Origin of the sequence: Portibacter lacus (assembly GCF_021533215.1) — a bacterium.
GTDB lineage: Bacteria > Bacteroidota > Bacteroidia > Chitinophagales > Saprospiraceae > Portibacter > Portibacter lacus.
This window is the reverse complement of sequence record NZ_JAJNKA010000004.1, coordinates 469,040-495,178: the sequence shown is the minus strand read 5'-3', so window position 1 is coordinate 495,178 and position 26,139 is coordinate 469,040. Positions and strand designations below refer to the sequence as shown.

The following is a 26,139-nucleotide window of genomic DNA, read 5'->3' as shown; positions in this document are numbered from 1 at the left end:
ATGATAAGAGCCCGATAGAATTTTCAAGCCGCCAACAGCCCCTTATTGGGGTTTTAAAACCCCAATAAGGGGCTGTACTAGAAATAGTATTTAAATTATAAACTGTATTAAGAAAGGTAAGTCTACAAGAGAAGGTTAATGAGGAGGGATATTTGGGAAACTTTACCTTTTTAGAAAAGAAAATCTGATTTTCTATGTGTTAAAAAAAACTTGCTTAAGAGTTGTAACTAACAATCAATCATAGATAGTATGAATAATTGTTAGTTGCAACGATTCATAAGTTTGTTTCTTACTTTAGTGCTGCCATAGATTTTTTCATTTCTTCCATTTCTTTCTTCATGGATTTAAAGTCATTAATCAATTCTTCTTGTTCGTCAACTTGTTTTTTGAGGGAGTTAATCTGAATTTGTTGTTCTTGAATTCCTTTGATTAAAACAGGGATGAGATCTGAATAATAAACGCCCATACTTGGAAGTTCTACTTTTACCATCCTCGCATCTTTGTTTTCATCCTCAGCCTGCCAATCATGAGTTTTAACCACTTCTGGAATTACTTCCAGTAATTCTTGTGCAACTAAGCCAACTTTTGTTGCTGAATGTGGATTGTTTTTCCAGGTAAATGTAACAGGATGTAATTGCAGTATCTCTTTCAATCCATAGGATAGATCTCGTACATTATCTTTGTTTCTGATGTCGGAAGTATTAATCGTTCCATTTGTTGCATAAACATCATCCCAGCGAAATGTACTTGTCCCTAGATCATAAACATTGTCTGTGGTAGGTCTAAGATCTCCATTTGATGCAATTTCTGAGCTTCCTCCATCCTCGAAGTATTCGATACTTGCAAATCTAATCCTGCCGTTAACCTGTAAGGCATCTAAAGGATTTGTCGTCCCGATCCCAACATTACCATTCTTTTTCACGGTCATTGCATTCGCTCTGGTGGATGGTCCTGTTCCTATTCCAATCTCGAAAATCGGATCCGAGTCATTCCACGATGTGCCACTACCTCCACCCACATTATATCTTCCGACTGCCATAGAAGCATAGGATTGGGCTTGTACCGCATTTCCTATAGCTACAGAGTAAATACCTTGAGCCTCTGCAAAATAACCTGCAGCAAAGGAATAATTTGCCTCAGCATCTGTGCTGTATCCTAGTGCTGTACTTCCCAAAGCGAAAGCATCGGTATTAAATCCCATTGCGGTTGAATATTGACCATCTGCATTTGAGAAAAATCCAGTCGCGAAGGCGTAACTATTAGTGGCTTCAGTATCTCGTCCCATTGCCGTTGCTCCATATCCCTGAGCTCTTGTATTTAATCCAGATGCAAATGAATATAACCCTATACTATCTCTATTCCAGTAAGTACTAGCTGCACCAGCTGCAATTGATCCGACTCTGAAAGCGTGTAGATCAGGTAAAAACATTAGCTTGTCTCCATTTCCTAATGTGTCTATTCCAAAAAGAACTCTGTTGTTATTACCTACATGGAACTGGGTTTTGGGACTTATTCCTACATTTAGTCCTAATCGGCCATCTCCCGTTAAAGTCAGAAGATCTCCTGATGTACCATTCCAAAAATTTAATCGATCATTTCTATTGTTTGTAGCTATGTATGCTGCAACGGTCCAATAATTATCCCCGTTGTCATTGTCGAATTTAATTCGAGCATAATCGTTACCATTTTCATGTATTGATAGTTGAGGATTTAAAATTGAACTGTTTGAAGTAATCGATAACTTGCCATCAGGGATGGTAGTGCCAATACCAACATTTTGACCAATCATGTTTAAGGTAATTAATGTGAAAATGAAAATAAGGGAAATAGTCCTGAAGAAAGGTGTTAGTGTTTTCATAATTAAGTGGTTATGTTTTTGTTGTAAGTTAGTTAGAATTCACACTTAATATTTAAGAAAATGAATATGTTAACAACTTAAAGGATGCCGATGACGACAAATAAGAAGTAATTGATGTAAAACTCTGATTGTGAGAATATTTGGAGCGTTTTACGCTTATCGGAAAGGATTCTAATGAAAGATCTATCTTAGATATAAACAAATGTTATTGCCCCAGATTTTCTAATTTTGAAATCGGTTCTGTAAAGGTAGAATCGACCTCCATTGCTTTACGAAAGTAAGTAATTGCCATTAATGTATCACCTTTAGCTAATAATGCGTCTCCATAACTATCATAAACATTTCCAGATTTTGGGAAACACTCAATATTGAAATTGAATATTTCTAATGCTTTTTCATATTCTCCCGTAAAGATCAATCCGTGACCGATAATATTCATTTCCCATTCATTAGCATAGTAGATATCGGTTGTGTCTTTAAATAATTTCTTCCATTCTATTTTTGCAGCTTCTAAACCATTTTCTTCGTAACTTTTTGCAAATGGGAATCTTGCAGAAACATTGTAGGATTTAACCTCCAAATCTTTTATTATTTCCATAGAAGCATTAGCAATTCGGGCAGTTCGAGAATAAGCACGATTAGCCATTACCGCTATACTGATATCTTCCTCAGGATACATTATTAACTGAGATTCGAAGCCAATATCAGCACCGGTGTGAAGTATGGTTTTCATTCCTTCGTAATGTTGTAAAAACCAACTAAAACCGATTTTTTCATTCCACGGTGTATCGAACCATGGATTAAAAAGTAAATCGTAAGAAGCAGAATCTAAAACTTTTAGATTTTTTAATGTACCATGATTCAGATTGATCATTCCCCAATTACACATATCTAATACACTTGCACTTAGAGCATTGCTAGGTGCATACATTCTATTATATGGATAATATTTCCATTCTTGTGTTGTCGTTCCAATAATGTATGGAGCAGCCCAATGCTCAGGTAGGTACTCTGGTTTTAAAAAAGTTGCACCTTCCATTCCACTGGGTTTTAAAATGTGTTCTTCTACATAATTTTCAAATGTCATTCCTGAAGCTTTCGATATAATATCTCCCAAGGTATTGAATCCAACGTCACTATAACTAAATTGAGCTCCAGGGTCAAATTCTAATTCATAGTCAGATGCTTTTTTCACATATCGTTCCAGTGCCTCTTCATCATAACTAGGTTTTTTCCATTCATCTAATCCAAGATGTTGAGGTAGGCCAGAAGAGTGTGTTAACAATTGTTTAATGGTGATGTCTTTGTATTCCGGACTCTTAAGTTTAAAATAGGGCAGGTGGTCAATGATGCGGTCATCTATATTTAGTTTACCCTGCTCCTGTAATTTTACAATTGCACTTGCAACAAAAGTTTTAGAGATGGATGACATGTGATATTTAGTATTTAGCGTTGCAGGTTCTTTTTTTGCTAGATTGGCATAACCAAATGCTTTCGCGTAAATTATTTCGTCGCCTTTCGTAATGCCAATGGCTACACTAGATTTGCAATCGTGGTCAGCTAATATTTTTTCAACAAAAGGTGTTAATTTTTCATTCAATTTTTCTCCAAGTGTTCCATTAACGATTTGAGAAGATTCCGGAACTTGCTCTTGGAAGGCACACGCAAATAATATACTTAATCCAATAAATAGTGCAATTGAAATAAACTTCATGATTTGGTGTTTTTTAGAGTGAATTGAATAAATTATTCTTGAATATTCATTTGAGAAGTAATATTATTGATACTTATAGTCCAGTTTTCTTTTAATCCATGAGCTGCAGATTGCAAATCTCCTCTTTTAAGTTCGAGTAATATTTTTTCATGCCCTGCGTTAGAAGCTATGTTTAGTTCATCATATGCCATATATTCCAACTCGTAAAAGAATAGTCTGACTCGAAGATCATCTATCATTTTTTTAATTAAGGAGTTGGAAAAAGGAGCGATTAATTGTTGGTGAAAAGCCATATCTCGTTTAACTCGCGTGCCTTTCGTTTTTGCGGTGGAGAATGCATTCTGGCAATGTTCTAATTTTTGAAGATCTTCTGAAGAGTATGTACTTAGTAAAAGTGCAGATGATTCTAAGATAGAAATGGCTTCGTAAAGTTCTATGGCTTCTTCTTCGTTTAACTCGGTGACTATGAAGCCTCTATTAGGGATGTAGCTTACTATTCCAGATTCAGATAATTGAGTAAGGGCTTCTCGAACTGGTGTGACACTTACTTCTAATTTTTTAGAAATAGAGGGAAGAGAAACACGTTGGCCAGGAATTAAATCTCCTTTAAACATGGCCTTAAGCAGCTCTTTTTTTACTTCATCTCTAAAGGTTATTTTCTTTATCATAAATCAAATATAGTATATCGTATACGATTATGCAAATTTGAAAATGACATTTTTACTTATTTGTTTTGATAAAATTGAGCAGGGATATAGGAGTTTCAGACTCGTATAAGCAAGCTTATATGGCTCTCTATTCCAGTATTTATTTTCGACTTAGTTGTAAGAAGACCTAGTTTAATCTACCAGTCTTTCTACCTGCGGTTCTAGATCAGTGAGGTCAGCTATTTTGACTGGTTTTCCACTTTCTATGCTCCTTCTTGCACCTATACCTATTAAAATAGACATTGCTCCATCCCTGATTCCAGCAGCATGTTTGTATGGATCTGGCGCACTAGGATTTACAAAGATTTTATCTTGCAGTCTAGCATCTCCTCCACCATGTCCTCCACGGTTGAATTCGACTTGCTTTACTTTAAAATCTTCCCAATTCTTATGAACAATAATTGGGTTAGAAACCATTTTTTTGTCTCCAGTCTGTTCCATTTCTGCTTTATGAAGATCTTCCTGTAGTAAGGATTCATCATCGTTATATGGGATATCTTGCCACGCTTCTATCCGACCTTCAGTACCGTTAAATGCAATCCTCCAGCCTTCGAATGGGGAATAAGTAGTCAATGAATAATTCACTACCGTATTATTCATGTACTTAATTTGAGCGGACATCTTATCGTAAATGTCAATCTCATTTCTAAACAAACAATTATCTCTGATGTATCCATCATGTTTTTCATTAGCAACATAGAGATTCATGTCCATTTTACTCTTCGTTATATCGTAGTGAAATTTACAATCCTTCTTGTGACTACATTTTCTGCAATTTTCTCCTCGAAAAGGTCCATTCTTACCATAATGTTCTAGGTCACCATACGCAAAAACTTCTCCTGGATCAGAATCTAACCACCAATTTAACAAGTCAAAATGATGTGTCGCTTTGTGAACCCAAAGAGATCCACCCGAATCCATCTGACCATGCCATCTTCTATAGTAAGATGCTCCATGATGTGTATTCAGATACCAATTGAAATCTACTGAAGTGATTGTTCCTATTGATTTTTCGGAAAGTAATTTTTTGATTTTTGTTGCATACGGACTCCATCGGTAATTAAAGCCCACCAATAGTTTTTTAGAGGACTTTCTTTCCGCATCGAGAATTTCTTGACATTTTAATTCATCAGTAGTCAGTGGTTTTTCAGTCAGTACATCACACCCGAAGTTTAACCCTTTGATGATAAATTCGTGGTGTGTAGAATCCTTCGTTGTAACGATAAGTAAGTCGGGTTTTTGTTCGCTGAGCATTTGGTCAAAATTGACATAAGTAGGGCAGCTCACATTCATATATTTCAGTGCATGTTCTAGTCGTCCAGGATTAATATCACTTAAACCTACATATTCTAAAATATCCGAATATTCTTCTACTAATCGTTTTCCCCAGAAAGTTATGCCACGAATTCCGACACCGACGATGGCGACTTTTAATTTCTTGCCTGTTTTTCCAAAAGCAAATGCACTACTAGGTATCAAAGTGCCAGCGCTGAGCATGGCTATAGAGTTAAGAAAACTTCGTCTGTCTATGTTGTTCATCGTTTGTTCTGAGTTTAGATTTGCAAAATAATATTTTATTATTAAAATTTATGCATTGTTTGTATATTGTTTTAGAGTCTTAATAGGTGTTATAATTTCTTCCATATTGAAAAGACTTAGGTGCGCATTTTAGCCATTTTTACGAAATAGAGAACGTTCCTGGGATTTGTAAACTAAAGATGTTTTTTCATTCTTTAAGGCAAAGGAGTATTCGTGGAGACAATTTTTTCTTCAAAGGTTAATTTTTATCAAGTGCTAAATACTTTTTTTTTCTTCAAAATCATTTAAGCAATATGAAATTTAGAAGTTTGATATTCTTAGCCATTTGGTTTTATGCATTTACCTTGCAGATAAAGGAAACTCCACTGGATTCAGAACCCATTAAGATCGTCCAATCATCGTTTCAGGATATTTTAGATTCTGCCAATGTTGCAGGTTCTATTTTGCTATATGACTTAGAAAAAAATACATTCTATTCTAATGATTTTGACCATGCTTCGAAATCATTTATCCCTGCTTCTACCTTTAAAATTCCGAATAGCCTCATGGCTTTAGAACTTGGGATTGTAGAAGATGGAAGTACTGAATTTAAGTGGGATGGTCAGGTTAGAAGTGTTGAGAATTGGAATCAAGACTTAACATTTAAGCAGGCTTTTCATTATTCATGTGTACCTTGTTATCAAAAAATTGCCAGAAATATCGGAGTAGAAAGATTAAGTAAATACACGGAGGATTTTGGTTATGGGCACTTGGATATTAATTCCAGCAATGTAGATATGTTTTGGTTAGAAGGGAGCAGTAGCATAAGTCAGATGCAGCAAATTGACTTTCTAAAAAGATTTTATTTGGGTGAATTGCCGATATCTGAAAGGACCGAACGCATTGCAAAGGAAATGATGGCTGAGAAAAATGGCAAAGATTTTAAGCTTATTGGGAAGACAGGATTAAGCATGAGTGGAGTAGGGTGGTACGTGGGTTACCTAGAGAAAGATGGTAACACTTATTTCTTCGCTACGAATTTGCAAATGAAAGAGGATACTCCTTATGCTGTGCGTAGAGGTGTAACGATGGCTGCACTAGAAGATATGGATATATGGCAGTTGAAACCTTAATTATTTCCAATTGATTTTTAATTCTTCCCAAATAAAAAATAGCCCGCTATTGAGCAGGCTACTTTATTACATTTGGATTGTATAAATCGGAAAGTTATTATTCCTCTTTATCTATTTTTTGAACCGGTTTTAGTGGAATTTTTGGTTCTTCTCCTTTTAGATTGACTAAGCCCTTCGGAAGACTCATTCCCGATTGTTCTAGGAAGTCATTCAGTTGTGGGAGCATTCCGTAAAGTCCTTGTACAAAATTTCCCATTCCTTCTCCAGATCCATTGTCATAGACAACCACTTTATCAATTTTCAAATCCTTTATGGCATCGACTTGGATTTTAGCAATGTCTGTCAATTTATCTATCATTAAATATCCGATAGCACTCTGAGCATCACCGCCAGCAGCTTCAACTAATTTCTTGAAACCAGCAGCCTGACTGTTCAATAATTCTTCTAGACCTTCCGCTTGCGCCTTGTATCTTGCAAGAGTCGCTGTAGCTTCCCCATTCGCCAGTTCCACCTTTGTTTCTGCTTGTGCCTTCGCATCGATGATGGCTTTTTCTTTCTCAATGTCTGCTTCTACAACTTCATCTGCTTGCTTTCTTGCTTTTTCCATCGCAAATCTCGCTTGCTCTGATTCTTTTTCAGCCATGTAAGCTTCTTGAAGTGCTTTCGCAGATGCTACTTTTCGAGCTGCGGTTGCTCTTCTTTCCGCTTCTGCAACTTGTACATCACGTTCTGCATCTGAAGTTGCAACGCGAATGGCGGCTTCGTTTTTACCAGCTTTTGCTTGTGCTTCTGCATCTGCTTCTCCAACCTCAGCTCTAGAATTGGCTTCCGAAACTTTAATTCTCTGCTCTCTTTGTGCTTCCGCTTCCCCGATCGATCCTGTTCTTAGCTCATTCGCCACTTTCACCTTCGCATCATTAATAGCTTTTGCTGCAGCCTCTTTTCCTAATGCTGAAATATATCCTGACTCGTCATGAATATCTGTAACATTGACATTTATTAATTCAAGACCTATTTTGTTCAACTCATCACCTACATGACTATATACTGATTCGACAAACTTATCTCTATCAGAATTAAGTTCTTCGATCCTCATATTCGCAATGACTAATCTCATCTGACCCATGATGATATCCTGAGCAAGTGCTGCAATACTTTGTCTTTCTAAGCCAAGTAATCTTTCAGCAGCGGACAACATTAAGTTAGACTTGTTACTTATTCCTACAGTAAACTGAGCAGGAACAGAAACCCGAATGTTTTGATTAGATAATGCATCTTTTAGATTGACATCAATAGAAAGTGGTGTTAAATCAAGGTATCGATAATCTTGAATGACTGGCCATACGAATGCTGCTCCACCGGCGTAACACTTAGCGCTGGCTCCACCTCCAGTCCGACCATATACGACCAGGATTTTATCAGATGGACATCTTTTGTATCGACTGATAAAAAACAGCAATAAAAAAATCATGATGACGGCAATAGCAGCGATTATTGCTAAGGGACCTGTTAATAATTCCATAGTATTTTTTGTTTTAATTAGTTGTTATATAATATGACTTCAGCGATTTGATCCTGAACGGCTAATACAAGTATTTCAGCTCCAGTAGGAATCTCCTCTTCATTCTGTGATTTAGCTTTTATTTCTCTGGTAACACCATTGATTTTTACTTTAATAATCCCAGTTCCTTCTCCCGGAATCCTAAGATAAACTTTTCCGCTCTTTCCTTCTGCTTGGTGAAAATTCCAATTCACTTCAGATTGCAAGTTTAAGAGCAACTTAAGAAAGTAACTTAAGATGACTACGGCAATGGCTCCAGCGCCTAATCCGACAATAACGGTTAGGATGGGATTTGCAGATGCCTCTAACATTAATTTCGTAGCATAGGCTCCGATCGCTAAGAAAGTGAGACCGGATTTGACAATTCCGAGGCCGCCTGCATCTACATCTGTATCTCCTCCGAGATCGAAGTCTAGATCCAGACCTCCTAGTAATGAAAGGATAAGAAGTAAGAGTAACAAACCTCCCGAGATTAGCGAAATGTATAAAAAGATTTGAATGAGACCTTCCATAGTTTTAAAGTGTTAAGATATTCTTAAAATATACATTCATATCAATGTAAATATTGATATCCGTAGTTCCAATTTTAGGTTAAGTTAGTCGATTTAATGAAATGTTTCGTCGAGTGTGCTGATTTTTGTGTTGGTTTTGATTCTTTTTGATGCTGTAAGCGCTCAAAGCGATGACATCAATCTCGAGTAGAAAGATCTAACGTCGCCAAAAGCGCTGTCAGATCGACAACTTGCATGGATCTTTGATGTTAGCGGTCAAAGCGATGACATCAATCTTGGGTAGAAAGATCTAACATCGCAAAAAGCGCTGTCCGATCGACACCTTGTATGGATCTTTGATGTTAGCGCTCAAAGCGATGACATCAATCTTGGGTAGAAAGATCTAACATCGCAAAAAGCGCTGTCAGATCGACAACAGGGATGAATTTTTGCTGTAAGCGCTCAAAGCGATGACATCAATCTCGAGTAGAAAGATCTAACATCGCAAAAAGCGCTGTCAGATCGACAACAGGGATGAATTTTTGATGTTAGCGCTCAAAGCGATGATATCAATCTCGAGTAGAAAGATCTAACATCACAAAAAGCGCTGTTCAACCGACAACTTGCATGAATTTATGATGTTAGCGCTCAAAGCGATGACATCAATCTTAAGTAGAAAGATCTAACATCGCAAAAAGCGCTGTCCAATTAAAATAAAATCTGTTTAATTGATTTAATCATTTGTTTAATTCAAATGTTTAATTTAACTTTGGAGTCTAATAATTACAATTAATGTCAGATAAAGAGTCAGAAACGGAGGGTTTAATAAAGGAGGCAGCGAGAAAGTTATTTCATGAAAAAGGATTCGCAGGAACCAAGACGCGGGATATCGCTGAAGCTGCTCAAATCAATCTGGCATTACTCAATTATTATTTTAGAAGTAAGAAGAAGTTGTATGACATCATTATGATGGAGTCTATTCAGCATTTCTTTTCTGATTTAGTAGTTGTTATTAATAATGCAGAGACGAATTTCCTTGAGAAATTGCAGGAGTTAGCAATTATATATATTGATATGTTGTCGCAAAATCCGGACATCGCTAATTTTATATTGAATGAAGTTAGACAGCATCCAGATCAATTTACAAGTAAGCTTGGTGCTTTAGAAATGGCTAAAAATTCAGTCTTTCTAAAACAGTATACAGAAGCAGTTAAAGAGGGAGTCATTCCGCCTGTTCATCCAGCTCATTTCTTGATGAATTTTGCAGGTCTTGTTGTGTTTCCGTTTATCGTAACACCGATGGTTTCTGTAGTTACTGGATTGCCAAGGACAGATTTGATCGAGCTGATTCAAGAGCGAAAAAGGCTTGTCCCGCTTTGGATTCAGTCCATGTTGCAAGTAAAGTGATTTTTTTTGACCATATGTTAAACAAATGATTAAAACAAAAAAATGAAGAAGATGCGTATATTACTTTTGATTGTTTTTATCTCCTTAATTGGCTTGAGCTCTCCCGCATTTGCTCAAATTGTAGCAAAAATAACATTGGAAGAATGTCAGGCTTGGGCAAAGTCTAACTTACCACTTTCGAAGCAATACGATCTCATCGGGAAATCTGCTGAATACAACTTAAGTAATGCATCAAAGCAATATTTGCCAATGGTTTCCTTAAATGGGCAAGCAAGCTATCAGTCAGACGTGACTAGTCTGCCGATTGATCTTCCTAACCTTGAGATTGAATCCATTGACAAGGATCAGTATAAAGTATATGCAGATATCTACCAACCACTCCTAAATGGTTCGCACATAAAGACTAAAAAACAACTCATTGAAAAAGGAAGGGAAACGGAAGAGCAAGAATTAGAAGTGAGCTTGTACCAGATTAAGCAAAGAGTTAACCAGATCTATTTTGGTATTTTACTGATCGATTTACAGTTGGAGCAATTAGAAATCCTAAGCGAAGACTTGTCTAATGTCTTAACAATGTCAGAAGCAGCAGTGGAAAATGGTGTTTCTACTTTAAGTAATGCTCATTTACTAGAAGCTGAATCTTTAAATGCTTCTCAGAAACGCATACAAGCGGAGTCACAGCGCAGCACTTATCTGAATATGTTAGCTTGGATTACAGGCCAAAACATTGACCAAAAAACGGAATTAGTAATTCCTGAAAATGCTCCCAATACTACAGACATAAATAGACCTGAACTTTCACTCTTCAATCTTCAGCAGTCTGCACTTAGCATTAAAAACAAAGAAATAGACAATCGCTGGATACCTAATTTAGGTATTTTTCTTCAAGCTGGTTATGGCAGACCTGCACTGAATTTTCTGAGCAATTCATTTGACCCTTATTATATAGGTGGATTGCGATTAAATTGGAACTTATCTAATTTGTATTCGCTGAAAAATGATCGAAATCTTTTAGCAATTAATGGGCTAAAAATTGAAAATCAAAAAGAAACTTTCTTGTTCAATACACAAATTGACCTAGCCCAAAATTCTGAAGAGGTCAATAAATATAATGCGTTAATCATGGAAAGTCAGAAACTCGTGAATTTGAGGAGCGAAATTAGGAAGTCGGCTGAGGTTCAACTAGAAAATGGAATGATTACCTCTTTAGAATATATTCAGTATCTCAATGCAGAACATAAAGCAAACTTGGAAATGGCTGTTTACAAGATTCAATTGCTGCTCGCAAAATATACGCTTTCATTTATCAACGGAAATTAAAAAAGCAACTTAATGAAAAATCAAAATATATTAGGCCTCATCGTATTAAGCGGATTGCTCTTATCCGCTTGTAAATCCACTGATAATAATTTCGATGCTACTGGGAGTTTCGAGGCGATCGAACGAACTATTAGCGCTCAAGCTACAGGGAAAATATTGGACTTAGAAATTCATGAGGGCCAAGAATTAAAAGCTGGAGATACCATCGGTCATGTAGATGTTTCGGCATTGCAATTGCAAGCTGAACAGATAGAAGCAAGTATCGGTGCAATAGGTAAGAAAACCAATGATGCTGGGCCACAAGTCTTCATTCTGGAAGCTCAGAAGCGTGTTCAAGAAGATCAAATTGCTACTGTAGAACAGCAAATCGAAATCCTCGATAAGGAGATTGGGCGATTTCAGAATTTAGTGGAAGCGAAAGCTGCACCTCAAAAACAATTAGATGATTTAACTGGTCAGAAGTCTATTTTGGTCAAGAAACTAAAGGGCGCAGAAATGCAGATTCAAGTGTTAAATGCCCAAGTTGAAGCTGCGAAAAAGAACGTCAGCGTGATGAATAGAGGAATTACCAGTGAAATAGAGCCAACGCTGAAAAGATTGGAAATGATTCAAAAACAGATTGATGATGCCACAATTGTGAATGATTTCAACGGAACGGTGACTACACAATTCGTCTATGATGGAGAATTTGTATCTATGGGAAGACCGCTATACAAAATTGCTGATCTTTCAGAAATGACCCTGAAGGCTTACATCAGCGGAAACCAGTTGGCGCAGATCAAACTGAATGATCAAGTTACTGTGCTAACGGATGATGGAAGTGGAGGATACAAGGAAACCACGGGAACTGTTTCATGGATTAGCAGCAAAGCAGAATTTACACCTAAAACGATCCAGACGAAAGATGAAAGAGCCAATAAGGTTTACGCTATCAAGATTTTAGTGAAGAATGATGGATCTTATAAAATGGGAATGTACGCTGAAGTAAATTTCAAGTAGGATGAAAGATATCATCGTAGAAAATATCTGCAAGTCGTTTCCGAAAGAGCATATCCAGGCGCTGGATGACATTAATATAGAAGTGGAAAAAGGAGAGTTGTTTGGATTAATAGGTCCCGATGGGGCTGGTAAGACAACACTCTTTAGGATATTAACCACTTTGCTGTTAGCCGATTCTGGATCAGCAATAGTGAATGGATCTGATGTGGTAAAAGATTATAAAGCCATTCGCAGGAAGGTAGGATATATGCCGGGAAAGTTTTCATTGTATCAAGATCTATCGGTGGAAGAGAACTTAAGTTTCTTCGCAACTATTTTCAATACTTCGATTAAAGAAAACTACGATTTGATCAAGGATATCTATGAACACATCGAGCCATTTAAGAATAGAAGAGCTGGAGCCTTATCAGGTGGAATGAAGCAGAAATTAGCACTTTGTTGTGCGTTAATTCATCGACCTGAAGTCTTGTTTTTGGATGAGCCGACTACTGGTGTAGATACGGTTTCTAGGAAAGAATTCTGGGACATGTTGAAACGACTGAAAATGGAAGGAATTACGATTATTGTATCGACACCATATATGGATGAAGCGAACTTGTGCGAGCGAATTGCTTTAATGCAAAAAGGGAAAATATTATCTGTGAATACACCGACGCATATAAAATCATCATTTCCCGATCCACTATTTGCCATTAAGACCGAGCATATGATCAAGCTGCTTGCCGATCTGAGAGCTATTCCTGAAATTAAATCTGTTCATTCCTTCGGAGAATATCACCACATTACATTAAATGAGCCTTCGGAAAACGAATTACAATTGCTTCATCAAACGCTGGCCAATGATAAACATGAAGCGATCGACATTAAAAAGATCGAACCAGAAATAGAAGATTGTTTTATTCAATTAATGTCAAACTAAAAGCATGAATTCAGAGCACGCAATCATCACGGATCAACTCACGAAATCTTTTGGATCTTTTACTGCTGTCGATCACATCAGTTTCGAAGTTAAAAGAGGTGAGATTTTCGGTTTTCTGGGTGCCAATGGAGCGGGCAAAACGACAGCCATGCGGATGCTTTGTGGTCTTTCAAAGCCAACAAGCGGAAGTGCTACTATTGCGGGATTCGATATCTATAAGGATACAGAGAAAATCAAGACGAAGATCGGATATATGAGTCAGAAATTTTCGCTTTACGAAGACCTGACCGTGAAGGAGAATATTCGATTTTTTGGTGGGATTTATGGACTAAGCAATAAAGCACTGAAATTGCAAACAAATAAACTGATAGATACTCTTGGATTAGAATCTCAATCTGGTAAATTAGTTGCTTCACTTCCGCTTGGATGGAAACAAAAATTGGCCTTTTCAGTGGCCGTCATTCATGAACCTTCCATTGTTTTCTTAGATGAACCGACGGGAGGAGTGGACCCTATTACAAGGAGGCAATTTTGGGACTTAATATATGAAGCTGCACAACGAGGCATAACCATTTTTGTAACGACACATTATATGGATGAAGCAGAGTATTGCGATCGGGTTTCGATGATGGTAGATGGCAAAATAGCAGCATTAGATTCTCCTGAAAAGTTGAAGTTGAAATACAATGTAGAATCAATGGATGATGTTTTTTATCACTTGGCTAGGGCCGCAAAACGAGGTGAATAATGAAGCAGTTCATGATATTTGTGAAAAAAGAGTTCAAGCATGTTTTTCGAGACAGCAAAACGCTGTTAATGCTTTTTGGGCTTCCGATTGTTCAGATTGTGCTCTTTGGTTTTGCATTAAGCAATGAGATTAAAAGTGCTGATGTCTTAATCTGTGATCATGCGAATAACAATTATTCCCATGAGATCATTCATAAAATTTCAGCATCGAAGTCTTTCGAAGTAAAACGAGTGACCACGGATCATTCTGAAATAGAAGAAGCATTTAAGCAAGGCTCGGCGAAAATTGCAATCGTGATTCCAAGCGATATAGAAGATCAGATTTTTCATTCGACACACGGTAGTTTGCAAGTCATCTCTGATGCTTCTGATCCTAACACGGCTTCAACATTGACCAGTTATATCTCTAATATCATAATGGACTACAAGCAGACTTTGAATGCAGGAAATAGTCCGCCCATGCAGGTTGTTCCAGAGATTCGAATGTTATACAATCCAACACTTAAAGGAGCGACTAATTTTGTTCCTGGCGTAATCTCTTTGGTGCTTTTGTTGGTTTGTGTTTTAATGACTTCGGTTTCAATTGTGAAGGAAAAAGAAAGTGGGTCGATGGAGATTTTATTGGTTTCACCGATGAATCCATTTACTGTGATCATCTCGAAGGCGGTTCCTTATTTCTTTCTTTCGTTGATTAACCTGACGGTAATATTGATCATGAGTGTTGTCTTATTAGATATGCCGCTGAATGGAAGTATTTTCCTTTTGTATTTCGAAAGCAGTATCTTAATATTATGTGCACTTTCCTTGGGTTTGCTTATTTCGAATAGTACAGATTCTCAGCAAGCAGCCATGTTAATTTCCTTAATGGGCATGTTAATTCCGACGATGTTGTTGACAGGTTTTCTATTTCCACTAGAGAATATGCCACTGCCACTCCAGTATTTTGCTAATATCTTACCATCGAAGTGGTATTTTATCATTGTGAAATCAATCATGATAAAAGGGCTGGGTATTTCAGCGATCTATAAAGAAACACTTATTCTTATCGGGATGACTGTGCTGTTACTTTTCATCAGTATTAGAAAATTCAAAATCAGATTATCATGAGAACATTGAAATTTTTACTGGTGAAAGAGTTCAAGCAAATATTCCGTAATAAGAGTTTGCTGCCGATGATTTTCATGATGCCGATTATTCAGTTGTTGGTCCTGCCACTTGCTGCAGATTTCGAAATTAAGAATATCAACATTTCGATAGTAGACCATGATCGTTCGGAATATTCGAATGACTTAATAAATGCGGTGACTTCTTCTGGCTATTTTCAATTAGTGAGTTTTGGTGATTCATACCAAGCTGCTATGAATGAAATTGAATTAGATGCTTCAGATCTGATATTAGAAATCCCTAGTCACTTTGAACAGAACTTAATTAAAGATGGTGCGCAGCAGGTTTTTATAGCGGTCAATGCAATTAATGGGACGAAGGCAGGATTAGGTGCATCCTATTTGAATAGTATTATTCAGAATTTCAATCAGAATATTATGGTTGACGCGATTGCCTCTGGAAATGCAGCACCACTGAAAAATATAGAAGTGGTTTCTCTGAATTGGTTTAATCCCAATATGAATTACAAGATTTTTATGGTACCAGCGATCTTGGTATTACTGGTGACCATGGTCGGAGCATATATGTGTAGTCTTAATATTGTGAAAGAGAAAGAAGTGGGAACGATCGAACAGATTAATGTCACGCCTATTAAGAAGCATCTGTATATTTTGGGTAAGATGATTCCATTTCTGGTGATCGGGATTTTCATTTTTACGATTGGATTTTTTGTCGTTGCAAGGTTAGTTTATCAGATTGTACCACTGGGAAATCTGTTTTTATTATATGGCTATTTATTCTTGTTCTTGGTTGCTCTTCTAGGTTTCGGATTGTTGATTTCCACTTATTCGCAGACGCAACAACAGGCGATGTCTATTGCATTTTTCTTTATGATGGTCTTTATTTTAATGAGTGGATTGTTCACACCGATTGAGTCGATGCCGGAATGGGCGAAGTATATTGCTTATAGTAATCCAGTGACTTACTTTATAGAAGTGATGCGAATGGTGGTTTTGAAAGGAAGTATGCTGAAGAATATAACAAATCATATTTATGTGATGATTGGCTTTGCGATTTTTTTCAATACTTGGGCGGTGATGAATTATCGGAAGACCAGTTAGGATTTTACGATGTGCAATTATGATTGCTATCTTGACCTACCGTCAGCCTATCAATGATCATGGCTTAGCTTAGTTGTGAAGGATGTCGTTAAAGTTGATGTTTCCATCGCGTCATATTCATAGCCTCACTTTATGTGAGACCATGAAGCCTCGCTCTATGCGAGAAGATGAAGCTTGTCCTTGGGTAATTTTATGAAGTTTTTCTGAGAAAAATATAATGATCTGATAGTCTGACCTACCGTCAGCCTATCAATGATCATGGCTTAGCTTAGTTGTGAAGGATGTCCTTAAAGTTGATGTTTCCATCTCGTCATATTCATAGCCTCACTTTATGTGAGACCATGAAGCCTCGCACTATGCGAGAAGATGAAGCTTGTCCTTGGGGAATTCTATAAAGTTTTTCTGATAAAAATATAATGATCTGATAGTCTGACCTACCGTCAGCCTATCAATGATCATGGCTTAGCTTAGTTGTGAAGGATGTCGTTAAAGTTGATGTTTCCATCGCGTCATATTCATAGCCTCACTTTATGTGAGACCATGAAGCCTCGTTTTGTGTGAGAAAATGAAGCTACACCTTGGGGAATTCTATGAAGTTTTTCTGAGAAAAATATAATGATCTGATAGTCTGACCTACCGTCAGCCTATCAATGATCATGGCTTAGCTTAGTTGTGAAGGATGTCCTTAAAGTTGATGTTTCCATCGCGTCATATACATAGCCTTACTTTATGTGAGACCATGAAGCCTCGCACTATGTGAGAAAATGAAACTACACCTTGGGTAATTCTATGAAGTTTTTCTGAGAAAAATATAATGATCTGATAGTCTGACCTACCGTCAGCCTATCAATGATCATGGCTTAGCTTAGTTGTGAAGGATGTCTAAAGACTTGATGTTTCCATCGCGTCATATTCATAGCCTCACTTTATATGAGACCATGAAGCCTCGTTTTGTGTGAGAAAATGAAGCTACACTGGGACAAATAAAATGAGCATGACTTGACGTAGCTGAATTATGCAACTCTCAGATAAGGCGCTTCGGATTCTCGATCCATCTAAGGAAAAGAATTGAATATTATAATAAAACCATAGTTAAGTCTAATTTCTTCACATTTTAGTAAATATTTGTCTGTTCTTTTTACAAAGTCGTAAATTAAATTCTATATTAACATTTCAGTTTAAAATGGAAAAATGGACATAGTTGAACGTAAAAAGTATTGGCGGAAGAATCTCAAGTATTTAGCCATACTTCTTAGTATTTGGTTTGCAGTATCTTATGGCTGCGGAATTATTTTTGCAGATCAACTCAATCAGTTTAATTTTCTAGGATTTCCTTTAGGATTTTGGTTCGCTCAGCAAGGTGCTATCTACGTTTTCGTTATTTTAATATTCGTGTATGTGTGGCTTATGAATAGATTAGATAAAAGCTTTAATGTAGACGAAATATGAATATTGAAACTTGGTCATACCTTATCGTAGGTTTAACATTTGCATTGTATATCGGAATTGCCATCTGGGCAAGAGCAGGGTCAACTAAAGAGTTTTACGTTGCAGGAGGAGGAGTTCATCCAATTCTGAATGGAATGGCAACTGCTGCGGACTGGATGTCAGCGGCATCGTTTTTATCCATGGCGGGATTAATATCTTTCATGGGATATGATGGAGCTCAGTATTTGCTAGGTTGGACAGGTGGATATGTACTACTAGCGTTATTGCTAGCACCTTATCTTCGTAAATTTGGACAATTCACAGTTCCCGATTTTATCGGAGAACGATATTATACACAGACCGCAAGACTTGTAGCGGTGATCTGTGCTCTATTTGTTTCTTTCACTTATGTCGTAGGACAAATGAAGGGTGTAGGTGTTGCGTTTTCAAGATTCTTAGGTGTCGAATTTGGAACTGGAGTAATCATTGGTGTCGCCATTGTTTTCTTCTATGCAGTATTGGGTGGTATGAAAGGAATCACTTATACTCAAGTTGCTCAATTTTGCGTATTGACATTTGCATTTACCGTACCAGCTGTTTTCGTTAGTATTCAGATGGTAGATAATCCTATTCCACAATTAGGAATGGGTGGAGCGATGTCAGATGGTACTGCTATGTTAGCCAAGTTAAATCAACTTTCTATAGATCTCGGATTTAATGAATATACAAGTCCCAATAAACCCAGGATAGATCTCTTCTGTGTGACGGCAGCTTTAATGCTAGGAACGGCAGGATTACCGCATGTTATTGTTCGTTTCTTCACAGTGCCGAAGGTTAGAGATGCAAGGAAATCAGCTGGATGGGCATTACTTTTTATAGCGATTTTATACACTACAGCTCCAGCAGTCGCGGTATTCGCGCGTACCAATGTGATTACAAGTATAGATAATGTAGAATACGCTGAAGTACCGGGATGGTTTAAGAGTTGGGAAGAAACGGGGCTGCTAAAATTTGAAGATAAAAATGAAGACGGTCGGATTCAATATTATAATGATAAAAACGAAAATTTTGTAAATACAGTAGCAACAGAGAAAGGTTGGAAGGGGAATGAATTGGTCACATTTGATCGAGATATCATTGTTCTTGCAAGTCCTGAAATTGCCAAATTGCCTGCATGGGTGATTGCATTAATGGTTGCCGGAGGTTTAGCCGCCGCATTATCAACTGCGGCAGGTTTGTTACTCGTGATTTCCAGTTCTATTTCTCATGATTTACTTAAAAAATGGTTGATGCCTAATATATCAGAGAAAGGAGAGTTAAGAGCAGCAAGAATTTCTATTGCCGTTGCAGTAGTTGTTGCAGGAATCGCAGGATACAATCCACCTGATTATGTGGCCGCCATTGTTGCATTCGCATTCGGACTAGCAGCATCCTCCTTTTTCCCCGCGATCATATTGGGTATATTCGATAAGAGGATGAATATGCAAGGTGCTGTGACTGGTATGATCATAGGGCTAGTGTTTACAGCGACTTACATTATTTACTTTAAATTTGGAGGTGGAACACCTGACCAATATTTTTTACAAATTTCGCCAGAGGGAATAGGAACAGTCGGTATGTTACTTAACTTAGTGATATCACTGATAGTGAGCAGGGTAACACCACCGCCGCCAGAATCCGTTCAAGAAATGGTGGAAAGCATTAGAATACCAAGAGGGGCAGGAGCAGCCCAAGAACATTAAAATAAAATTATATGACTCATCAGATTAAAGACTTAGCAGATTATAAAAAAACGTACGAGCATAGTATTAAAAATCCTGAAGCATTTTGGGAAAGTGAAGCGGAATCATTTACATGGATGAAGAAGTGGGACAAGGTGCTAGAATGGAATTTTGACGAACCTAAGATAGAGTGGTTTAAAGGAGCAAAATTGAATATAACAGTTAATTGCTTAGATCGTCACATTAAAGATAGAGGAGATCAAACCGCATTATTATGGGAGGCCAATGATCCTTCTGAACCATCGAAACATATAAGCTATAGTGAATTACTAGGTAAGGTATGTCAATGCGCTAACGCACTTAAAGAATTAGGAATCGGTAAAGGAGATAGAGTGGTATTTTATATGCCAATGGTTCCAGAATTAGCAATCGGAGTACTAGCTTGTGCTAGAATAGGCGCGATTCACTCCGTAGTTTTTGCAGGTTTTTCAGCCCAAGCATTGGCTGATAGGGTAGACGATGCGCAAGCAAAAATGATAATTTGTTCTGATTACAACAATAGAGGCGCGAAGCATATTGCAGTGAAAGATGTGGTAGATGAAGCAATGGATAAAAGCTGTAATTCCGTAGAACATGTTCTGGTGCAAAAGAATGGAAACAACGAAGTGAACTGGAGTGATGATACAGATGTGTGGTGGCATGAAATCGTGGATAAGCAGTCGAAAGAGTGTGAACCAGAGGAAATGGACGCGGAAGATATGTTATTCATTTTATACACTTCAGGATCTACTGGAAAACCAAAAGGAGTCGTTCATACTTGTGGTGGATATATGGTTTATACATGTTCTTCATTTAGAAATGTATTTCAATATAAAGATGGAGATGTTTACTGGTGTACGGCAGATATTGGCTGGATAACTGGACACTCCTATATCGTTTATGGACCTTTACTTGCCGGTGCGACCAGTTTAATGTTCGAAGGAGTTCCAACTTATCCTGATGCTGGAAGATTTTGGCATATTTGTGAAAAGCATAAGGTAAACCAGTTTTATACTGCGCCTACCGCGATACGAGCATTAATGGCGTGTGGAAATAATTGGCCTGATAATTATGATCTTTCCTCTCTTAAATTGTTAGGATCTGTAGGAGAACCAATTAACGAAGAAGCATGGCATTGGTATGATGAACATATAGGTAAGAAAAATTCACCGATTATTGATACATGGTGGCAGACGGAAACAGGAGGAATTATGATTACTCCGTTACCTGGAATCACTGATGCAAAACCAACTTTTGCTTCTTACCCTCTGCCAGGGATTCAACCGATATTGCTAGACAGCGATGGAAATATTCTGGAAGGAAATAATGTAGAAGGATTATTGTGTGTGAACTTCCCATGGCCTTCTATTCTTAGGACTACATATGGTGATCATGCAAGATGCAAATTGACCTACTTCAGTGCCTTCCCAGGTTATTATTTTACAGGTGACGGAGCAAGAAGAGATGAGGATGGCAGAATTAGAGTTATCGGAAGAGTCGATGATGTACTTAATGTTTCTGGACACCGAATGGGAACTGCAGAGGTAGAAAATGCAATTAATGAGCATGAAAATGTGATCGAATCTGCTGTAGTAGGTTATCCACACGATATTAAAGGGCAAGGAATATATGCCTATGTCATTATTAATGGTGTTCCTAGCGATGATATTATCAATGAGATAAGAGCTGTTGTAACGAGAGAAATTGGTCCGATCGCTAAGCCTGATAAAATTCAAGTTGTACCTGGACTTCCTAAAACAAGATCAGGTAAAATTATGCGTCGAATTCTAAGAAAGATTGCATCCAATGAATTATCGAATATGGGAGATGTAAGTACATTATTGAATCCAGAAGTTGTAGATGAGGTAATAGCAGGAAGATTGTAATCAACCATTTGTTATAAGGACAGAGAATTAACATTTAAAAATATTAAGCCCGATCGAAAAAGAATAGACTTTTTTGATCGGGCTATTTTTTTAGTTCCAATTTCTAAGCTCGTCATTTGAAGTAGTCTGAAATTTAGCAAGAACAATGCCCCTTCAAAACTCAGTTCTGAAAGGGGCACTATCATTTTTAAATAACCGCTATGTTTATCCTCGACCTTTTCTACCATTTTTACTGGTAGAAGTCGATCGTTTCGGAGTATTTTTTTGAACAGATCTACTTTTGTTAGTGGTAGCGCTTTTTCTTGAAGGCGCTCTCGTGCTTGCACTTTGTTTTCTACTTTGTGAAACGCTTTGCTGCTTATTGCGCGGCGCTGTTCTCGTCTGAGTTCTAGTCTTTAGTTGAGACTGGGAAGTTCGACTTTGACTGCGGTTTTGAGTCTTCACTACCTTATTCTGATTAGATCTCGTCGACTGGCTTTTCTGCACTTGCCTTGTTCTTGTTGGAGGAGAGGTTGTAGTCCTCTTCGTACTTGAATAAGGTTTTGAAACTTTACTTGTTCGGCTTTTATCCCTTTGTACGGTAGACCGTTCACTCCTGTTCGTCCTTGGTGAAGTAGTCTTATTTCTATCTTGATAAGTTACCTGACTGTTCCTTGTAGAATTCCTAGTCCCGACGTTATTGTGTTTCTGACTTCTTTGTGATGTTCTGTAGGTTTGGTTTTTCTTACCATGTGACCGATGAACAACAGATGTCCCATATTTTCTTCTATGCTTGATCGTACGTTGTGTCACATGGTGACTGTGTGATCTAAATGGTCTATAGAAGTTGTGAACACGAATAACCCTGTGGACATACACAATATGACAATGGTTGTAATACCTTACTCTTCTAGGATGGTAAACACTCCATCCATGTTGGTGCCATGGATTCCAATAGGTAGGATAGTAATTCCATCTATAAGGGGATACATAAGTGACATATGAACGGTCAAATAAATTCTGAACAGCTCTCCAATGATATACATTTACATAACCTCTTTCGAAATTGTAGTCTCCAGACGAAGAATATCCAGCGCTATTATAAGGTTCTGCGATAACTTCTTCTCCATAAAGGTCTTCATCACCTATGATCTGAAGTATTGCAGTTCTTCTCCCTGTTCTTTCTATCTCGATTACAGCGACATCCTGTACATCTCTTCTTCCTAGAATGGCTTGCAGAACGATGACATGGAAATCACCCTGACTCCGATGTTCGACCCGGATGTAATCAATATCTCCATCATAATTCAGATCCAGGTTATTCACCCATGAATCCTCATCGTTTAGTTTTCTTTCAAAGTTGCTAATTGATCGAGATTCTTTGAATAATTCAATGGCTCCTTCTAAGCTGAAATAATCACCCTCGTAACCGGTTCTTTCTTCTCCGTATTGTGCGTTACTTGCTGTCAAAAATATTCCCGACAATAAGCATATAAATAAAATCTTTTTCATAATAATTAATTTAAGTTGAGTAATAACTAGCGGTTATTCCTCTTGTATTCTACTCTAATGACCAAATTATATTACGAAAGTTACAGTGTTGGCTATGCTTTATGGTATAATTAACAATTGTTAAGGAAATGTGATGAGTTGGAAGATGCGCCTGTGCTGGCATTATGAACTACATTAGGTCGCTATTTATTGTTAAATATGACCAAATGGTAAGATCACTTATTAATGAAAATTTAACTATAATTTTAACCCCAAGAATTTTAAAAAATCTGAAATTGAAAGTGTGGAAAATCAATGTGCTATAGTATTGGCAATACTAAATTGGTAGTGATAGCATTCTGATAGTTTCCAAAGCAACTAGGTGATTTAGAAATATAAAGCTTGTGATGTGAATCTGAAAAAGCTTTGAAAGTGAAAAAGTTGTGAATGACCATGTAATCCTAGATAGATATCGTGTGATTTCATGGTCATTCATTAGTTTTAGACGCCCATGGTTCCAATTAGTAATTCTAGATTAGGAACTTGACTTCCTCCAGCGGGTTCAATTGTAATCGCATAAGTTGCCGTCCCATCCTCAAAATCAACTTCGAAAATTTGATTTTCGCTGTCTGAAAATACAGAAAGTGGAATTGGATCTTGGTTTGGCTTGAGTGACCATAATTGGAATGCTTGTTCTCTGGATATATCAGGAAGCACTAGCGCTTGTAGATAATTCTTTCTTAATGCTTCATTCGTGTGAAGATATAATGTTGTAGATGCATAATTACCTGTGGCAGTCATTGGCACTATTCTGTTTCCAGCATTATTAATGATTGCTAATATAGCTTCTAATTCTGCATTCGCATCAGCGATGGAATCACAGCTTAATTGGTAAGATGTATTCTCGCTTCTAAGATCATTGTTTTCGGCTGCTAGCTCTTCAGCTTCATTAGCGTGATTACTTCCCCATAATAAACTTGCTCCAAGGAGGCATGCTAATATAATAGATGGGAAGAAGAATGGTCCGAAACCTTTCTTAGGTGGATCGACATCAGGATCAACAGACTTGCCAGTGATAGATTTAATGATCTCACCTTTTAGTTCTTTTCTAGGTTGGACACCTTTGATTTCTCCATAAGTTCTTAATGCACGTTCTATTTGACTTAATTCTGATTTTAATTCAGGATACTGTTCAACATACTTCTCTACCTCCGCTCTTTCATTTTCTGTAAGCGTCCCAATGATATAGGATTCTAAAAGCCCAGAATTTCTAATTTCTTCTATATTCAAAATATAAATATTTTTACTAATACTACTAAAACTAATAACAAGAACATGCCCATAAAGAGCTTCTTCTCATCTTTTAAATTTGTCCTAATAATTGTAATAGCTTTTCTAAGTCTTGTTTTAATTGTACCTAAAGGAATGTCTAATTCATCAGACAGTTCCTGTTGGGTATAACCTTTTAAATACAAGTATTCTAAAATGATACTATATTTTTCCTCTAAGCCGTTAAGGATTTTTTTCGCATCTAAAGCATCAGTTGATGTACTTGTTGCCTTCCCATGATTTACGTGAGGTTCTAAACTTTCGGTTTTTTCTTGACGCTCAAAAGATTTTAATCTCCTGATATCTAATGATGAATACCGAACAATCTGGGACATCCATGTATATAGGGTCGCCTTATTCTCATCGTATTGTTGAATATTTTTCCACACTTTCAAAAAACTATTTTGTAGTGCTTCCTCAGCGTAAGAATGATTATTCAGGACTCTGAACGCTATCCCATATAGCGCTTTAGAGTAATTATCATATAATAACTCTAATCCCTTTTCATCCTTAGCCTTAATTAAATCTACTATTTGTATCGCTAAGCTCATATCTCAATTAAATGTACAATCTATTCATTTTGTTCGTTTTTTACGCCAATAAATAAAAGTTTAAAGGATTTAAAACTTTTCCTTCTACTATAAACGTATCTCTATTGTCCGTGAAATATTTTATAGTAGTAAGGGTTTAATAGCATTGTAACTATTAAGTGAATCGTTTAAAAGTACAATAAATTTGTTTGGCGTTGTACTAAGAATGATTTTTTTTAGGTAGAATGATTAGGAAACCTTTATCAAATTATAAAGCATATTTCATTAATAGTTGTTTTAAGCCTGGGGCAGCTTTCTAAGGAAAGTTGCCCTTTTATTTGGAGTCTAGCGCCTTTTCGATTTGTTCTTTTGCAAGTTGGACAAGTTCTTCAGGTTTCTTGTCTTCCGTCTCTATAGGCTCAAGGGTAGTCCATTCCAGTTTGGAGAATGAAGTTAATGGAAATACACCTTTAGGATTAAACTTGGCTAGATTATTAATGGCAATGGGAACAATTACTGCATTTGGAATCTTTTTCAGCAATATAGCAACACCACCTACAGAAAAGTCTTTCAGTTTTCCAGTTCTAGATCGTGTTCCTTCCGGAAAGATCGTCGCAGAATACTGATTTTCATGGATATAAGATCCCATTTTGGCTATCGCTAACATTGCTTGCTTTCTATCTTTTCGATCAATTAAAGCAGCTTTACCAACCCGTAGATTATAGGAAATACTAGGAATTCCTTTAGATAGTTCAATTTTTGAAACAAATAACGGAGTATATTTTCTTAAAAACCAGATGATTCCTGGAATATCAAACATGGATTGATGATTCGAAATAAAAATGATAGATCGATCTTTAGGGAGTGGAACAGATTTTTTAAAATGAATAGAAGATCCAGTTAAATACCATCCGAAAACGATGAAAAAATTTAAGGCATTAACCACTTTTTGATGTGCTTTTTGACCAAAAATATTGAAAACAATTCTCTGTATCACATCGAAAATTAAGAGAATGATTCCAAAATAGACCACGTATATACCACTTAATATATAGTCAATAATTTTTTTCATGCTCAAATGTAAACATATCGCGCGAAAGACTGAATACCCTAAAATTAATTTTTCATATTAAATAT

The 26,139-nt window shown here is 36.9% G+C and carries 21 protein-coding genes; 11 read left to right on the top strand and 10 right to left on the bottom strand.

What is annotated here, in order from left to right; translation table 11 throughout:
• Positions 1-289 precede the first annotated feature (289 nt).
• The 4 genes from L2586_RS09520 to L2586_RS09505 all read right to left on the bottom strand — a co-directional run bounded on the left by L2586_RS09520 (position 290) and on the right by L2586_RS09505 (position 5,818).
• Positions 290-1,858, bottom strand: coding sequence for a tail fiber domain-containing protein (locus L2586_RS09520; RefSeq protein WP_235292654.1), 1,569 nt, complete (start codon positions 1,856-1,858; stop codon positions 290-292).
• Between the two features lie 205 nt (positions 1,859-2,063).
• The gene (locus L2586_RS09515) at positions 2,064-3,572 is read right to left on the bottom strand and encodes a serine hydrolase (RefSeq protein WP_235292653.1); all 1,509 of its coding nucleotides are present in this window, start codon (positions 3,570-3,572) and stop codon (positions 2,064-2,066) included.
• A gap of 32 nt (positions 3,573-3,604) precedes the next feature.
• The gene (locus L2586_RS09510) at positions 3,605-4,240 is read right to left on the bottom strand and encodes a GntR family transcriptional regulator (protein ID WP_235292652.1); all 636 of its coding nucleotides are present in this window, start codon (positions 4,238-4,240) and stop codon (positions 3,605-3,607) included.
• A 171-nt stretch (positions 4,241-4,411) separates the two neighbouring features.
• On the bottom strand, positions 4,412-5,818 hold the full coding sequence (locus L2586_RS09505) for a Gfo/Idh/MocA family oxidoreductase (protein ID WP_235292651.1): 1,407 nt from the start codon (positions 5,816-5,818) through the stop codon (positions 4,412-4,414).
• A 293-nt stretch (positions 5,819-6,111) separates the two neighbouring features.
• Here L2586_RS09505 and blaOXA point away from each other — a divergent pair, with 293 nt between their 5' ends.
• Positions 6,112-6,930 carry a class D beta-lactamase gene (blaOXA, locus tag L2586_RS09500; protein ID WP_235292650.1) on the top strand — a complete coding sequence of 273 codons (819 nt, stop codon included), beginning with the start codon at positions 6,112-6,114 and terminating at the stop codon, positions 6,928-6,930.
• A gap of 97 nt (positions 6,931-7,027) precedes the next feature.
• Here blaOXA and L2586_RS09495 read toward each other — a convergent pair whose 3' ends face one another.
• Positions 7,028-8,452, bottom strand: a complete 1,425-nt coding sequence (locus L2586_RS09495; protein WP_235292649.1) for a flotillin family protein — start codon at positions 8,450-8,452, stop codon at positions 7,028-7,030.
• Positions 8,453-8,469: 17 nt separating this feature from the next.
• Complete coding sequence (locus L2586_RS09490) at positions 8,470-8,952, bottom strand: hypothetical protein (protein WP_235292648.1); 483 nt, start codon at positions 8,950-8,952, stop codon at positions 8,470-8,472.
• Between the two features lie 822 nt (positions 8,953-9,774).
• Between L2586_RS09490 and L2586_RS09485 the strand changes: the two genes are divergently transcribed.
• The 10 genes from L2586_RS09485 to acs all read left to right on the top strand — a co-directional run bounded on the left by L2586_RS09485 (position 9,775) and on the right by acs (position 21,673).
• Positions 9,775-10,389, top strand: a complete 615-nt coding sequence (locus L2586_RS09485; RefSeq protein ID WP_235292647.1) for a TetR/AcrR family transcriptional regulator — start codon at positions 9,775-9,777, stop codon at positions 10,387-10,389.
• Positions 10,390-10,440: 51 nt separating this feature from the next.
• Positions 10,441-11,709 carry a TolC family protein gene (locus L2586_RS09480; RefSeq protein WP_235292646.1) on the top strand — a complete coding sequence of 423 codons (1,269 nt, stop codon included), beginning with the start codon at positions 10,441-10,443 and terminating at the stop codon, positions 11,707-11,709.
• A gap of 12 nt (positions 11,710-11,721) precedes the next feature.
• Positions 11,722-12,708, top strand: a complete 987-nt coding sequence (locus L2586_RS09475; RefSeq protein ID WP_235292645.1) for an HlyD family secretion protein — start codon at positions 11,722-11,724, stop codon at positions 12,706-12,708.
• Between the two features lies 1 nt (position 12,709).
• Positions 12,710-13,627 carry an ABC transporter ATP-binding protein gene (locus L2586_RS09470; RefSeq protein ID WP_235292644.1) on the top strand — a complete coding sequence of 306 codons (918 nt, stop codon included), beginning with the start codon at positions 12,710-12,712 and terminating at the stop codon, positions 13,625-13,627.
• 4 nt (positions 13,628-13,631) lie between these two features.
• Positions 13,632-14,375 carry an ABC transporter ATP-binding protein gene (locus tag L2586_RS09465; protein ID WP_235292643.1) on the top strand — a complete coding sequence of 248 codons (744 nt, stop codon included), beginning with the start codon at positions 13,632-13,634 and terminating at the stop codon, positions 14,373-14,375.
• Positions 14,375-15,481: an ABC transporter permease gene (locus L2586_RS09460; protein WP_235292642.1), complete on the top strand. Its 1,107-nt coding sequence runs from the start codon at positions 14,375-14,377 to the stop codon at positions 15,479-15,481. The genes L2586_RS09465 and L2586_RS09460 overlap by 1 nt, the downstream gene beginning before the upstream one ends.
• Positions 15,478-16,599, top strand: coding sequence for an ABC transporter permease (locus tag L2586_RS09455; protein ID WP_235292641.1), 1,122 nt, complete (start codon positions 15,478-15,480; stop codon positions 16,597-16,599). The genes L2586_RS09460 and L2586_RS09455 overlap by 4 nt, the downstream gene beginning before the upstream one ends.
• A gap of 1,191 nt (positions 16,600-17,790) precedes the next feature.
• Complete coding sequence (locus L2586_RS09450) at positions 17,791-18,048, top strand: DUF4212 domain-containing protein (RefSeq protein WP_235292640.1); 258 nt, start codon at positions 17,791-17,793, stop codon at positions 18,046-18,048.
• On the top strand, positions 18,045-19,769 hold the full coding sequence (locus tag L2586_RS09445) for a sodium:solute symporter family protein (RefSeq protein WP_235292639.1): 1,725 nt from the start codon (positions 18,045-18,047) through the stop codon (positions 19,767-19,769). The genes L2586_RS09450 and L2586_RS09445 overlap by 4 nt, the downstream gene beginning before the upstream one ends.
• 11 nt (positions 19,770-19,780) lie before the next feature.
• On the top strand, positions 19,781-21,673 hold the full coding sequence (gene acs, locus L2586_RS09440; protein WP_235292638.1) for an acetate--CoA ligase: 1,893 nt from the start codon (positions 19,781-19,783) through the stop codon (positions 21,671-21,673).
• 204 nt (positions 21,674-21,877) lie between these two features.
• On the opposite strand, the gene L2586_RS09435 is transcribed toward acs, so the two are convergent.
• The 4 genes from L2586_RS09435 to L2586_RS09420 form a co-directional block, all read right to left on the bottom strand.
• A complete protein-coding gene (locus tag L2586_RS09435; protein ID WP_235292637.1) occupies positions 21,878-23,164 on the bottom strand; it encodes a hypothetical protein in 1,287 nt (428 codons plus the stop codon).
• Between the two features lie 480 nt (positions 23,165-23,644).
• Positions 23,645-24,433 (bottom strand): anti-sigma factor, encoded by a 789-nt coding sequence (locus L2586_RS09430; protein WP_235292636.1) that lies wholly within the window; start codon positions 24,431-24,433, stop codon positions 23,645-23,647.
• Positions 24,430-25,023: an RNA polymerase sigma factor gene (locus L2586_RS09425; RefSeq protein ID WP_235292635.1), complete on the bottom strand. Its 594-nt coding sequence runs from the start codon at positions 25,021-25,023 to the stop codon at positions 24,430-24,432. The genes L2586_RS09430 and L2586_RS09425 overlap by 4 nt, the downstream gene beginning before the upstream one ends.
• 313 nt (positions 25,024-25,336) lie before the next feature.
• Positions 25,337-26,074, bottom strand: a complete 738-nt coding sequence (locus tag L2586_RS09420) for a lysophospholipid acyltransferase family protein (protein ID WP_235292634.1) — start codon at positions 26,072-26,074, stop codon at positions 25,337-25,339.
• Positions 26,075-26,139: the final 65 nt, after the last annotated feature.

Excerpts from the sequence above, each read along its gene's own strand:
- L2586_RS09520 (WP_235292654.1), bottom strand. The coding sequence starts at position 1,858 with ATGAAAACACTAACACCTTTCTTCAGGACTATTTCCCTTATTTTCATT.
- L2586_RS09515 (WP_235292653.1), bottom strand. The coding sequence starts at position 3,572 with ATGAAGTTTATTTCAATTGCACTATTTATTGGATTAAGTATATTATTT.
- L2586_RS09510 (WP_235292652.1), bottom strand. The coding sequence starts at position 4,240 with ATGATAAAGAAAATAACCTTTAGAGATGAAGTAAAAAAAGAGCTGCTT.
- L2586_RS09505 (WP_235292651.1), bottom strand. The coding sequence starts at position 5,818 with ATGAACAACATAGACAGACGAAGTTTTCTTAACTCTATAGCCATGCTC.
- blaOXA (WP_235292650.1), top strand. The coding sequence starts at position 6,112 with ATGAAATTTAGAAGTTTGATATTCTTAGCCATTTGGTTTTATGCATTT.
- L2586_RS09495 (WP_235292649.1), bottom strand. The coding sequence starts at position 8,452 with ATGGAATTATTAACAGGTCCCTTAGCAATAATCGCTGCTATTGCCGTC.
- L2586_RS09485 (WP_235292647.1), top strand. The coding sequence starts at position 9,775 with ATGTCAGATAAAGAGTCAGAAACGGAGGGTTTAATAAAGGAGGCAGCG.
- L2586_RS09480 (WP_235292646.1), top strand. The coding sequence starts at position 10,441 with ATGCGTATATTACTTTTGATTGTTTTTATCTCCTTAATTGGCTTGAGC.
- L2586_RS09475 (WP_235292645.1), top strand. The coding sequence starts at position 11,722 with ATGAAAAATCAAAATATATTAGGCCTCATCGTATTAAGCGGATTGCTC.
- L2586_RS09470 (WP_235292644.1), top strand. The coding sequence starts at position 12,710 with ATGAAAGATATCATCGTAGAAAATATCTGCAAGTCGTTTCCGAAAGAG.
- L2586_RS09465 (WP_235292643.1), top strand. The coding sequence starts at position 13,632 with ATGAATTCAGAGCACGCAATCATCACGGATCAACTCACGAAATCTTTT.
- L2586_RS09460 (WP_235292642.1), top strand. The coding sequence starts at position 14,375 with ATGAAGCAGTTCATGATATTTGTGAAAAAAGAGTTCAAGCATGTTTTT.
- L2586_RS09455 (WP_235292641.1), top strand. The coding sequence starts at position 15,478 with ATGAGAACATTGAAATTTTTACTGGTGAAAGAGTTCAAGCAAATATTC.
- L2586_RS09450 (WP_235292640.1), top strand. The coding sequence starts at position 17,791 with ATGGACATAGTTGAACGTAAAAAGTATTGGCGGAAGAATCTCAAGTAT.
- L2586_RS09445 (WP_235292639.1), top strand. The coding sequence starts at position 18,045 with ATGAATATTGAAACTTGGTCATACCTTATCGTAGGTTTAACATTTGCA.
- acs (WP_235292638.1), top strand. The coding sequence starts at position 19,781 with ATGACTCATCAGATTAAAGACTTAGCAGATTATAAAAAAACGTACGAG.
- L2586_RS09435 (WP_235292637.1), bottom strand. The coding sequence starts at position 23,164 with ATGAAAAAGATTTTATTTATATGCTTATTGTCGGGAATATTTTTGACA.
- L2586_RS09425 (WP_235292635.1), bottom strand. The coding sequence starts at position 25,023 with ATGAGCTTAGCGATACAAATAGTAGATTTAATTAAGGCTAAGGATGAA.
- L2586_RS09420 (WP_235292634.1), bottom strand. The coding sequence starts at position 26,074 with ATGAAAAAAATTATTGACTATATATTAAGTGGTATATACGTGGTCTAT.